Annotated in this window: 9 protein-coding genes; 6 read left to right on the top strand and 3 right to left on the bottom strand. The window is 49.5% G+C overall.

Features of this window, described 5'->3' with window-relative positions:
• A partial coding sequence (locus tag AB7U36_RS08790) for a circularly permuted type 2 ATP-grasp protein (protein ID WP_428159411.1) occupies positions 1–880 on the bottom strand: 880 nt, incomplete at its 3' end.
• A 317-nt stretch (positions 881–1,197) separates the two neighbouring features.
• Positions 1,198–2,322, bottom strand: coding sequence for a substrate-binding domain-containing protein (locus AB7U36_RS08795; protein WP_428159412.1), 1,125 nt, complete (start codon positions 2,320–2,322; stop codon positions 1,198–1,200).
• Between the two features lie 206 nt (positions 2,323–2,528).
• On the opposite strand from AB7U36_RS08795, the gene modA reads away from it, so the two are divergent.
• The 4 genes from modA to dosP all read left to right on the top strand — a co-directional run bounded on the left by modA (position 2,529) and on the right by dosP (position 7,962).
• Positions 2,529–3,308 (top strand): molybdate ABC transporter substrate-binding protein, encoded by a 780-nt coding sequence (gene modA, locus AB7U36_RS08800; protein ID WP_428159413.1) that lies wholly within the window; start codon positions 2,529–2,531, stop codon positions 3,306–3,308.
• 6 nt (positions 3,309–3,314) lie between these two features.
• Complete coding sequence (modB, locus tag AB7U36_RS08805) at positions 3,315–4,013, top strand: molybdate ABC transporter permease subunit (protein WP_428159414.1); 699 nt, start codon at positions 3,315–3,317, stop codon at positions 4,011–4,013.
• Positions 4,013–4,747: a molybdenum ABC transporter ATP-binding protein gene (gene modC, locus AB7U36_RS08810; protein ID WP_428159415.1), complete on the top strand. Its 735-nt coding sequence runs from the start codon at positions 4,013–4,015 to the stop codon at positions 4,745–4,747. The genes modB and modC overlap by 1 nt, the downstream gene beginning before the upstream one ends.
• Positions 4,748–5,442: 695 nt before the next feature.
• A complete protein-coding gene (gene dosP / locus AB7U36_RS08815; RefSeq protein ID WP_428159416.1) occupies positions 5,443–7,962 on the top strand; it encodes an oxygen-sensing cyclic-di-GMP phosphodiesterase DosP in 2,520 nt (839 codons plus the stop codon).
• Between the two features lie 204 nt (positions 7,963–8,166).
• On the opposite strand, the gene AB7U36_RS08820 is transcribed toward dosP, so the two are convergent.
• Positions 8,167–10,218, bottom strand: a complete 2,052-nt coding sequence (locus tag AB7U36_RS08820) for a S16 family serine protease (RefSeq protein ID WP_428159417.1) — start codon at positions 10,216–10,218, stop codon at positions 8,167–8,169.
• Positions 10,219–10,671: 453 nt separating this feature from the next.
• Between AB7U36_RS08820 and AB7U36_RS08825 the strand changes: the two genes are divergently transcribed.
• Together AB7U36_RS08825 and AB7U36_RS08830 are read left to right on the top strand one after the other, a co-directional pair.
• Positions 10,672–11,232, top strand: a complete 561-nt coding sequence (locus tag AB7U36_RS08825) for a universal stress protein (protein WP_428159418.1) — start codon at positions 10,672–10,674, stop codon at positions 11,230–11,232.
• 218 nt (positions 11,233–11,450) lie between these two features.
• Positions 11,451–12,873, top strand: a 1,423-nt coding sequence (locus AB7U36_RS08830) for an SLC13 family permease (RefSeq protein ID WP_428159419.1), incomplete at its 3' end; no start/stop codon positions are given.

A 12,873-nucleotide genomic window follows, 5' to 3' on the forward strand; every position in this document is an offset into this window, starting at 1 on the left:
AATCGGGCCGGAACACGTTTGGATCAATGAAATCATCATCAATGCGGCGGTAAAGGACGTCAATGGGGGAAAGCCCCTTGGTGGTCCGCATATACAGCCGGTCGTCCGACACCACAAGGTCCTGGCCTTCCACCAGTTCGATGCCCATCTGCTGGGCAAGGAATGAATGTTCAAAATAGGCGGAATTATACCGTCCCGGGGTCAGCACCCCGATTTTGGGATGGGAGGCTGTGGCAGGCAAAAGATGTTCAAGGGTGGCCAGAAGCTTGTGGGGATATTCATCCACGGCCCGGACCCGGGAACTGACAAAAACTTCGGGAAACGTGCGTTTCAGGACCTGGCGGTTTTCAAGCACATAGGAAACGCCGGAAGGGCAGCGCAGATTGTCCTCAAGCACATAAAACTCGCCGCTGCTATCCCGGATCAGGTCCGTGCCCGTGACATGGCACCATACGCCTTTGGGCGGGGTAAACCCTTCCATCTGCTTGCGGTAAGCAGTGCAGGACATGATCAGGTCCCTGGGAATCGCCTTATCATTAATGATTTTTTTATCATGATAAATATCTTCAAGAAACAGATTCAGGGCATGGATGCGCTGTTGCAATCCCTTTTCAATGCGCTGCCACTCCCTGTTCTCAATGATCCTGGGGATAATGTCAAAGGGCAGGATTTTTTCCGTTCCTTCCTGGCTGCCATACACATTAAAGGTGTTGCCTAACTGTAGAAGCGAGGTTTCCGCAGACTGCTGCTTTATAAGCAGCGCATCTTCGGGCAGGGATTCAATTTTGTCGATCAGTTTTCTGGCGCCGTCCCTGACAGTACCGTCCTTGTGGAAGAGTTCGTCATAGTATTCTGCTGGATTATAATTTGAAAATTTCATGATCAGCTCCAACACTCTTTTTGCCATCTGTTATGGAAATACCGGCGCAGCATTTGCGGACCGGGATTTTTATTCTGTTTGTCTGCGCTATGCAAAGCATAAAACGTGCCCTTTTAAATGATTTTAATAACCGCTTAAAAAACTCATTTAAAAAACAAAGGGTTGTTTATTAAGCGAAAGCAAGAAATAAAGATGGTCCAGATACAACCTGAATTGAAACGGGCAACATTTTTGTATTTTTCCGTGAGAGAATAGAATCAAAAACGTAATTATCAGGGCCGGAAAGAAATTATTTAAAAATTAATGAATATCCGGTGTTACAATTCCGCAACAATTCGGCCGGTGTCCGAGGTTTCATAACCGGGCAGGCAGGCAAGTTCCTCTCTGAATGCCCGGGTCTGGATAATATCCAGGGCTGTTGCAACACCGGGATGGGTCATCAGGTCCGACGGGATGACAAGATCACAGCGGACATGGGAAAGGGGGATGAAATCCAGCCCATAGGTCACGGCCACAGCCCGCAGTCCCAGGGCAACATCGCAGACGTGATGGCATACGGCCTGGGCCCCCTGGGCATGGCTGTGCACCAGGTATTCGTATCCCAGGATTGCCGCTGCAGGAATTCTGCCCTCTTTAAGCAAGTCATCCAGAAGACTGCGAAGGGCAGCCCCTTCCTCCCGGTTGGCAAGCCGGACATCCCTGCGTGCCAGGTCGGCAACGCCTTTAATCCCTTTGGGGTTCCCGGGGGCCACCAGCAGTCCTTCCTCAAAGGAGGAGAAGGCGATCAGGACGCCTGAGATATTTTTCATTTTCTGGGTGGCCAGACATTTGTTTCCGTCATCATCTCCCCGGGCATGCATGTGGGTCCCTGCGATATGGGCCTGGCCTAGGGCCACCCGGGTGACCGCCGTCTGACTGGAGGCAAACCTGACATTCAGGCCCGCATGTCCCGGGGTTTCACGGACCCGGTGACCCAGGACGGAAAAGGCCGGATCACAGCCCAGAAGCAGGGCCGTGGAAGCAACCCGCTCCTCGGACATCAATACTTTTGCCCGGGACTGACACGGTTCAAGCAGGGCGTCCGCAGCCCCCATGTCCTCCATCCTGGCATGGGTGCCCACAAGGGGATAGGCAAAGTGCCGCTCCCGGACCTTGGCGATGTTTACCCGCTGCCCCCAGGCAAATTCCTTGTCCACCAGGACCACGTCCCGGGCCTGGTCCGGGGTCTGGTAAAAGATATCCTCCACCCGGCAGCCCAGTATCTGGGCCATTGCAAGGGCAACACCGGTATTGGGCAGATACCGGCCGGTTTCAATATCGTAAACAGCCTGGCGCTTAATACCCGCAAGACCGGCAAGTTCGGACTGGGTCATTTTTTTTTGTGTACGCAGTTCCTTGAGACGGCAGGAAACGTTTAATGTGCTGTCTGATGTTTTGGCCATGGCACGACTCACTTAAGATTGTTTTAGACTCGCGCATTATACCATAGAATATAAATGAAAAAAACAGGACATTGATGTAGTCAGTAAAATTATATTGACGTGTATGGAATTATTTATTATGAGGAAACTTTACCGGTCCGGTGGCAATCTAATCCGAACCTGGCCGGCTGTGAAACTAAATTAAACATAAGCAAAGGATTTAAATTATGAAAATGAAGCACACCTGCTGGTCAGTTTTTTTCAGCCTTATTATTTCAGCCCTTATGTTAAGCCCCCTGGCTTTGGCACAGGCTGAGTCCATCCGGATTTTTGCCGCAGCGTCCACCACCAATGCCGTGGGCGACATTATCAACGCTTACACTGGTGAAACAGGCAAAGCGGTTGTTCCCTCATTTGCCTCGTCCTCCACCCTGGCCAAACAGATCGACCAGGGCGCGCCTGCGGATGTGTTCCTGTCCGCAAATCCCAAATGGATGGATTTTATTGAGGGAAAAAAACTGGTGGAACCAGGGACCCGCACCAATTTGCTGGGCAACCGGATCACCCTGATCCAGCCCCTTTCCGGAAAACTGAGCATTGAAATCTCCAAGGCGATGGATCTGGCCGGGATCCTGGGTGATGACAAGCTGGCCATGGGCGACCCGGATCATGTGCCTGCAGGTATTTATGGCCGCAAGGCACTTGAGTCCCTGGGGCTTTGGGATTCCGTCTCCCCCAAGGTTGCCCGGGCTAAAGACGTGCGCGCAGCCCTGGCCCTGGTTGAACGTGCCGAAGCCCCCCTGGGCATTGTCTATGCCACGGACGCAGCCATTTCCAAAAAAATCAAGGTTGTGGCTGTTTTCCCCGAAGAGACCCATCCGCCCATCATCTATCCGGCCTGCATCATCAAGGGCAAAGCCGGTGACGATGCCAAGGCCTTTTTTGAATTTCTCAAAAGCCCGAAAGCGGCAGAAATTTTTAAAACCTATGGGTTTTCCATCAGATAGTCTTTTATGCTGAACCTCACTCCCATTGAAATTGAAGCCCTGAAGCTCAGCCTGTGGGTGGGCTTCTGGGCTGTAACCGGCAGTCTTGGCCCGGGTATTTTTGCGGCCTGGCTGCTGGCCCGGAAAAATTTCTGGGGCAAAGCCCTGGTGGACGGCCTGATTCATCTGCCCCTGGTGCTGCCCCCTGTGGTGACCGGCTACATGCTGCTGCTGGTCATGGGCAAGCAGGGGGTGGTGGGGCATTGGTTATTCAAACATACGGGTTTCAGTTTTGCCTTTAACTGGAAAGGGGCGGCCCTGGCCTCGGGCATCATGGCATTTCCCCTGCTGGTCCGGGCCATACGGCTCTCCATGGAAAGCGTGGATCCGCGCCTGGAACAGGCGGCCCAGACCCTTGGGGCCTCTCCTTTGGATCAGTTTTTTACCGTCACCCTGCCTTTGACCCTGCCCGGTATTCTCACCGGCATTATCCTGGCCTTTGCCAGGAGCTTAAGTGAATTCGGGGCCACCATCACCTTTGTATCCAATATCCCCGGTGAAACCCGGACCCTGCCCCTGGCCCTTTATACCCTGACCCAGATGCCTGATGGTGAGGCAGGGGCCCTGCGGCTGTGCATTATCTGTGCGACCGTTGCCATGGCTGCCCTGGTGGCATCGGAAATGATGGGCCGCAGACTGAACCGCACCCTGAAAGGAGACCGCTGATGTTTGAAGTCAAGCTAAAGAAAAAACAGGGGGATTTCCTGGTGGATACGGCCTTCAGCACCCATACGACCGGGGTAACCGCATTGTTCGGGCGGTCCGGCGCCGGAAAAACATCGGTGATCAATATGATCGCAGGGCTGTCCCGGCCTGACAGCGGCTTTATCCGCATTCATGATACAATTCTTTTTGATTCCCAAAAACGCATTAACCTGCGCCCTTACAAACGCCGGGTGGGGTATGTGTTCCAGGAGGGCCGGCTTTTTCCCCATTTCAGCGTGAAATCCAATCTGACCTATGGAATGAAACGGATAAAGGGTGCCAGCCGCTATATTGATTTTAACAAAGTGGTGGACCTTCTGGGGATCGGCCATCTTCTGGACCGGCGTCCGGCCACCCTTTCCGGCGGGGAAAAACAGCGGGTCGCCATTGGCCGGGCCCTCCTGGCAAGCCCGAGACTCCTGCTCATGGATGAGCCTTTGGCCTCCCTTGATGCGGCCAGAAAAGCCGAAGTGCTTCCTTTTATCAACAAACTGCCCGGGCAGTTTGATATTCCCATTCTCTACGTGAGTCATTCCGTGGATGAAATCCGGAGCCTGGCCGACAACCTGGTCTTCCTTGTGGACGGTTCCACCCGGGCGTCAGGGCCTGTGGAGACCGTGGCCATCCGCAAGGATTTCAAGGCGGTTGTGGGCCGGCAGGATCCCCTTCCCTTTACGGTTCTGTCTGCCAACTGAACAAGTTATTCTATGATTTTTTCCGGCTTGCATAACTGTTTGGACTTATTTGATAACCGTTTGCATTTTTGGCATGAATAGGTCAATTTCTGCATTACAGGTTTGCAAACCAGCTTGGCTTCAGTTGACGATGCGCCACAATTCTTACAGACAAATGCTTTTGATGCGTCAGATGGCTTGCGCAAATGGTCTTTTTTTTTACACGACTGACAGGCCCTAAGCTTTTTTCCCATACTGCATCCTTCCTTCTCAAGTGACATGCTCAGTTAATGTATTTAAATATAGTACAGATTTCCGGAAGGTCAATTCGCAGCAGTCAAAGGCAAAACTTTTGCCCGGATGCCCATTGTACCGTCCCATTATTGGAATGGCATTCATGGCTTTCTAAATGAGGTCAGCAATTCTCGGTGGAAAACGTCCGAGAATCCCGTCAATACTGAATTTAATATAAAAAATAAAAAATATTGCGAAAAGTTTAATATTTAAAATAAACAAGATTAATAAGTTATGCCTTCACCGAGAATTGCTGGCATGCCCTGAACCGCTGATTATTATTGCTATTTTTATCCGAGTAACGCTATATATTTTTTATGTAAACAGAAAGTTTGTCCCATAACTATATCGGTTGGACAACTTTTATTTTAAATGCTGGCAAAATATAATTTATAGAACATAGCTTAACAGGTTGAAAACAGATGGATATTGGGAACAAAAATGTAACTGCGGAAAAATTTTTAATATCTTTACTCGACAAACTCCCTATTGCCGTGATCTTATTAGATGAGTTTGATACAATTCATTTTTTTAATCATATCGCAGAATGTATGTGGGGAATGGAACGTTCTGAAGTAGAGGGACAGAATGTAAGTCAGGCTCTATCTCAGGAATTGAGCTTTCATGGTGATTATATTCAGTCGAATGGTATCAGGGAGAGCCAGACGCTAATAATCACCAGCGATGAAGGAATTCAGACGAACGTCATCTATATTCGTATGCCCATTGATTTTGGCAATGGGCAACAACAGCACATTATCTTAATGCAATCCTACACTGCAGAAGATAATGATAAGGTTAAACACTTTAATTCCCTGTTAACGGCAATAAATTATATAAATCGGCCAATGCTGGTATTAGACGCTCAGCGCCACATTGTTCATGTCAATTATGCATTCACAGAGATGTTTGGGTACTCACTCAGTGAAATGATTGGTCGGGACCCAGCGATGGTACTACCTTGTCCTTTTATTACTGCAAAGGAATTGGCTCGATACAAGGCTCTTCCTTGGGGACAGAGAAGCTTTAACGCTGAAATGCGCCTGCGTAGCAAAGACGGGCAAGAGCTTTGGACGCGCATTTATAGCTCACTGCTTGGAGAAAAAAGTGAAGCAATAGTAGGATATTCTGTGGATATTCTACAAGACCTTTCTGAAGATCGAAAAATTCGCAACATGGAACGAGATGTTTTACAAGCCTTGACGAGCAGTCTATCTTTTACAGAGCTTGGGAATTATATTTGTCGTCGCATTGAAGCTATCGCACCTGGTGTACTAGTATCTGTCTGCTGTATCACAGACAACCGGATGCTTCCTTGGTCGGCACCTAGCTTTCCAGAAGAGTATGGTATTTTTTTTCAAAATATGGAAATTGGAGAAGGCGTCGCGAGTTGTGGCACAGCTGCATACCGTGGAGAAGCAGTCATGGTGCGTGACATTACGACTGATCCACTGTGGGCTCCTTACAAGCATGTGATGTTGCCACATGGTTTCCGAGCGTGCTGGACCTATCCCGTTAAACGTAACGATGACAGTGTGGCGGCAACTTTCGCTTTTTATTTTAAGCAGGGCGGGGAACCTGATCAATATTTGGAACATGTCGCCGAAGCGGGAGTGCATTTATGCGTACTTGCAATAGAAAGAGAAGAAAATCGTCAAGCGTTGAATCAACTTGTTCAGTTCGATACACTCACAGGGCTACCTAATCGTCTTCATATGTGGCGGCACCTTGACGAACTCTTAAAAAAGACATCCAGTTTAAAGAATATAACTGTTCTGATATTGAATATTGACCGTTTTCGAGATGTCAACGATGCTTTAGGACATGTTGCTGGAGATCAGGTTCTTGTTACTTTAGCTAACCGATTTCATGATCGAATAGAATCTGACGATTTGCTTTCTAGAACCCAAGGAGATCAATTTGTGATTATTTCTCAATGTGATAAAACTAGATCTCGATGGTTGGAAACAAGCTTGCAGGAAGCCGTACAGGAACCGATAGAAATAGCAGGGCATCCGATAAGTCTGTCGGCAAGCATCGGCATCAGCCACTACCCTGAAGACGGGCAAAACTGTGATACCTTACTGTCAAACGCCGAAGTGTCCATGCATGCTATCAAAATCAATAGTCAAGGCTTCACCGTACATGCCCCGGAAGGAGTCCCTACGACCAAAGATCGGCTTTTGATAAGTTCTGCACTAAAACGTGCTATTTCCCATAATGGTTTGTTTCTGTATTACCAACCTCAGGTTTCGACTGCAACAAAAAGGGTTCATGGTCTGGAAGCTCTTGCTCGCTGGCATGATGATCAGTTAGGCCATATTCCGCCTAGTAAGTTCATTGCGTTAGCTGAAGAAACCGGTCAAATTGAAGCCCTCAGTCGATGGGTTCTTCGTGAAGCCTGTAAACAATTGACTAAATGGCGTGAGGAAGGGATACAAATTCCAACAACATCAGTAAATATGTCGGCTGTCAATTTCCAGAAAGCAGATTTCCCTGATTACGTGGGGAATTTATTGTATGAGTTCTCACTTCCGGGAGACAGTTTGATCATAGAGATTACCGAGAGTTCAACAGTCGCATTAACTCAAAAAATGCAGGAAACACTTGGTCGTATTCGAGATCTTGGTGTTGGTTTATCAATAGATGATTTCGGTACAGGCTATTCCAGTTTAACGAATCTTGTTCAACTTCCTGTCACCGAAGTAAAAATTGATCGAAGCTTTATTGAAAAAATTTTGGAGGACAATCGATTGCGCGCTTTAGTCCATTCTGTTATCGAATTGGGGCGTAGTCTTGGGCTAGTAGTTGTTGCTGAAGGTGTAGAAACTATGGAGCAGTATAGCCTTTTACATAAGTATCATTGTCAAGTAATCCAGGGATATTTTTTTTCTCGCCCTCTTTCACCCAATCAGGTTGGAAAGTGGCTTTCAACTCTCTGACAACATGGGTTGAATTTTGTATAGGAATGGGGATGAAATAACTTCCCCATTTTAAAAAAATGAAGGGATTTGTTCGCCGGCAGTAATGAAATATCGAAGTTGCGCGTCTGGCACAGGCTTTATGCCCAAGATAATGATATCTTTCGATGTATTCATTCCACTGTGTCGCGTATGTTTATGGCAATCATTGCTGGATTTGTTTTGTCAAAGCCCTTTCGGCACTGCAGCTAAATCAATGGCGGTGACGCCCAATACCTGCCGGAGCACCTGGTCGAGTTCACCTGCAGTGAAGATCTTTATTCCCTGCTTGAGGCTGTCATCCATGGCTGCAATTTCAGCCTGGTTTTTGGCAGGAAAAATGATCGTCTTGATTCCGGCGGTTTTGGCTGCAAGCAGTTTTTCCCGGATGCCGCCCACCGGAAGAATTCTGCCGCTTAAGGTCACCTCGCCTGTCATGGCCGTATCCCGGGGACAGGGTATATCTTTTAACAGTGAAATCAGCGCCACGGCAATGGTCATCCCGGCTGACGGGCCGTCTTTGGGAATGGCCCCGGAAGGGACATGAATGTGGATATCCCGGCCCTGGAAAAAATCTGCGGCCAGGCCAAACTGTTCAGTGTGGCTGCGGATGTAGCTTAAGGCGGCCTGGGCCGATTCCTTCATTATTTCTCCCAGGTATCCGGTGAGGATCAGACGTTCGGACCCCATCATCCGTGTGGTTTCAACAAAGATGATTTCCCCGCCGCTTTCTGTCCAGGCAAGGCCTGTGGCACACCCCACCCGGTCCCGGGCCCCTGCAATTTCATAGTGAAATCTGGCAGGGCCCAGAAGTTTTTCCACGGCGCTTTCATCTATTTTTATCTGCCGGGTTCCCCCCGGTGTATTCAGATACTGCCGGGCAATCTTGCGGCAGATGGCGGAAATTTTACGTTCAAAGCCCCGTAATCCCGCCTCCCGGGTGTGTTCCCTGATGATGGCGCAAAGTGCATTTGGGGTAAATTTAAGATCAAATCCTGAAAGCCCTGTATCCTCCTTGGCCCGGGGGATCAGGTGACGCCCGGCAATGTGGATTTTTTCTTCGATGGTGTACCCGGACATGGAGATCACCTCAAACCGGTCCAGCAAAGGCCCGGGGATCCTTGCCACCGTATTGGCCGTGGCAATGAACATCACCTTGGAAAGATCAAAGGGAAGGTCCAGGTAATGGTCAATGAACCTGGCGTTCTGCTGGGGGTCCAGCACTTCAAGAAGGGCTGAGGCAGGATCCCCTTTGAAATCCTGTCCGATTTTATCGATCTCATCAAGCATGAGTAATGGATTCAAGGATTCGGCCCGGCGGATTTCCTGGATGATCCGGCCGGCAAGGGCACCGGCATAGGAGCGCCTGTGTCCCCTGATATCGGCCTCATCTTTTACGCCGGCAAGGGAGATCCGGACAAATTTACGTTCCAGGCTTTGGGCAATGGACTGGCCAAGCGAGGTCTTTCCCGTGCCCGGAGGGCCGGCAAAGCAGATCACAGGCCCCTTGGCTTCCACCAGTCCTGTTTTTTTGCCCAGGGCCTTTTTAACGGTTTCCCGGATGTCATCAAGCTTGAGGGGTTTGGGAATAAAGTGAAAGGACCCCCGCTTGATGGCGTCCACGGCAGTGAGCACCGTGGCATACCCGGAGATGATGATCACCTCCGTGGCCGGACTTGTGGCTTTTATACGTTCCAGAAGCGCCATGCCGTCGATCTTGTCCATTTTAAGATCCGTGATCACAAGATCCACGGTGTTGTCCTTTAAAAACGCCAGGGCCTGGGTGCCCCCGTCAGCCGTGCTGACCTCATAGCCCTCCTTGGACAGGACATGCTCCAGATTCATCCGGGTGATCTGCTCATCATCCACCACAAGAATGGTGTTTTTCCGGGACAGCTTCATCTGCCGGACCGCCAGGTGCTCAAGAATTCTCTCCTTGATTTCGTCAAGCCCATAATGGTCCGAATCCAAAATTTTTTCCGCGCGCTGGATATCAAGATTATCCTGGGTGTACCGGTTCCAGGGCAAGGTGGTTACATAGTCGATATGGTTGAGGCCTATGGTGTACTCTGCCGAAGCTGGGTTGATTTTTTCAAGCCGGTCCACCTCTTTGAGCAGGATTTTTTCAACCTCGGCCGGAATTCTTTGGTCCAGCACGGCCTCGCGCAGCGCTGCAATTTCTTCTGTCCTCGTATCAACACCCTGGGTCTCTTCTTCTTTTTTAAAGATTCGTTTCACCCTGACGGCCCCTTCTCTCACATTTAAAAATATTTGAAAATCATTAAGGCTTTTCAGCATTGGCGCGGTATAGCAATCAGCAATCAGCAACAGCAATTACCATGCCTGATGCTTGTCTGACGTTTAAAGTCCCTTTGATGGCGCATGACCAATAGATTTATGGGCCGGGCCGCGTAGGAATACCAGGCAAATGGGATGCAGATCGTTACATTGCGCAACACATGCATTGATAATTGCAATGTCCGAAAACCGCTATGGGGAAAGGCGTTGGATAATAATTATAAATTGTATTGCATTGTGCAACACATTCAGGGGCTCGCAAATGGCTCCCTAATATGAAAATCCTTGTTCTACAGGCTGTTATGGCCATTGGGGAAAACTGGTATGCAACTTGCTCATTATTTTCCAACCATGATGATAACCCAATGCATTTATAAAGGAGGACAGTTGAGTATGCAGTTGCTAAATGGATTAAAGGGGCGGCTATTAAGTCTTGGCAAAAGACACGGCAATACGGAAAAGGAGATTAGGTTTTCCCAGCCTTGTGTTAACACGGATGGCGGCGTTGATGAGTGCACCATGTCATGCCGGGCAAACCAGGGAAAAAATGTGGTGGTTGCCACCCTTGAAAGCCGGTTTTCCGATGAGATGGTTGATTATGCCCTGGATATGGCCAAACGTATGGATTACGGCATTATTGCGGTAAATGCAGCCAATCTGACCCATGACGTGACCTCGTTTTTTTCTACCAGCCAGGAAGAATTGTTCGCCGATTTCAAGGATGCCGCCGGAAAAAATGTGGCCCCGTTCAAGGAAAAGGCTGCAGAACTGGGACTGAAATTTGCCCATACCACAAGCCAGGCAGATGTTGACCATGCCATTTCCGATATTACCAGGGAGTGCGGTCATATTGAATTCATCATCTCCGAGAACGAGAGTCCTGTTGCGACAAGGGCCGCTGCCGTCAACCAGAACCGGATTGCCCAGCGGCTTTGCGTTTATTCAGTGGAATAGGGAGGATATCTTTCATGAGTGCTCATTTTCTCATCGGTCTTGGTTTGGTTTTGTTTACAGCGGTGCTGTGCTTTATCTACAGAAATGAGGATGAATAGCATCATTTTTATGTAGTTCTGGACTAAAACCCTGTGTTTGGACGGATCGTTAGAGGCGCGCATGCTCACAAGCTGCCCAGATGCAAGGCGCATAAAAATTTAAAAGTGGAGTGTTTTTCAATGACACCTGATATGATTATGACCATGATCATCCTGGTTTTTGTTATCTGCCTCTTTGTGTTTGAATGGGTGCGGGTGGATGTGGTCGGGATAATGATGATGGTCCTTCTTCCCCTGATTGGGCTGATCTCTCCCAAGGAAGCCTTTGTGGGCTTAAGTTCCAACGCAGTTTGTTCCATTATTGCCGTAATTATTATTGGCGCAGGTCTGGATAAAACCGGCGTTATGAATAAAGTGGCCAAACCCATCCTGGCCCTGGCAGGCAGAAGCGAAGGCAAGATCATGCTTCTGATTTCAGGCACCGTGGGCATTATTTCCAGTATGATGCAGAACATCGGGGCCGCGGCCCTGTTTCTGCCCGCCACCCAGAGAATCTCCAAGCGGGTGGGTATTCCCACCTCCCGCATCCTGATGCCCATGGGGTTTTGCGCCATTATCGGCGGAACGATTACCCTTGTGGGCGCAAGCCCGACCATCCTGCTCAACGATCTTATGATCCTGGGCGGTGAAAAGCTTGAACCTTTCGGGTTGTTTACCCAGACCCCCATTGGTGTGTGTCTGTTGCTCGCGGCGCTTTTATATTTTCTGATTTTCGGGCGGTTCATTCTTCCCAACGCAAGCGGCCAGGCCGGAAAAGGCGCATCAGATGTACTGATCCAGGAATACCAGGGGGTAGACAGTCTGGTGGAGATGCATGTGCCCAAAGGCGGCGGAACCACAGGACTTCTGGATGATTTAAACATTCGTCCGCAATTTCTTGTTACGGTCATCGGCATCTCTTCTCCCGCCACCCGGACCACCAACCATGTGCCCCACAGCTACGAAGGAATTAATGCCGGGGACGACATCGTGGTCGTGGGTAAAAAGAAAAATATTGACCGGCTGGCAGCGGAATTTGGCTGGGAAATCAAGCCGGCCCTGGATACCTTTGCCGAGTCCCTTGCAAACACCAATGCCGGCATGGTGGAGGCTGTTGTCTCCCCCCGGTCCGAACTGATCGGAAAAACCTTGAACGAGGTGGATTTCAAGGAGATGTTCGGGCTTAATCCGCTGGTGCTGTTCAAGGACAACCGCAAATACTATTCCGGGCTGACCAATATCCGGCTGGCCATGGGGGATACCCTGCTGCTCCAGGGGCCCTGGGAAAAATTTCATATCCTTAAAAACCGGCCTGCGCCAAAGTCTTTAATGTTCGCCTCTGAACTGGAAGGCGAAATTCTGCGGCCCCAGAAAGCCATGTTTGCCGTGGGGTGGCTGGCCCTGGCCCTGTTCCAGATTGTTGTTTTGAAAATCCAGCTTTCCGTGGCGTTGATGTCAGGGGCGTTGGGCATGATCATCACAGGCGTTCTCACCATTGACGAAGCCTATCAGTCCGTGGACTGGATGACGGTTTTTCTTCTGGCAGGACTTATCCCATTGGGCA

It is taken from the genome of Desulfobacter sp., from assembly GCF_050177295.1.

Coding starts and splice junctions, on each gene's coding strand:
- modC (WP_428159415.1), top strand. CDS start 4,013: ATGTTTGAAGTCAAGCTAAAGAAAAAACAGGGGGATTTCCTGGTGGAT.
- AB7U36_RS08795 (WP_428159412.1), bottom strand. CDS start 2,322: ATGGCCAAAACATCAGACAGCACATTAAACGTTTCCTGCCGTCTCAAG.
- dosP (WP_428159416.1), top strand. CDS start 5,443: ATGGATATTGGGAACAAAAATGTAACTGCGGAAAAATTTTTAATATCT.
- modB (WP_428159414.1), top strand. CDS start 3,315: ATGCTGAACCTCACTCCCATTGAAATTGAAGCCCTGAAGCTCAGCCTG.
- AB7U36_RS08825 (WP_428159418.1), top strand. CDS start 10,672: ATGCAGTTGCTAAATGGATTAAAGGGGCGGCTATTAAGTCTTGGCAAA.
- modA (WP_428159413.1), top strand. CDS start 2,529: ATGAAAATGAAGCACACCTGCTGGTCAGTTTTTTTCAGCCTTATTATT.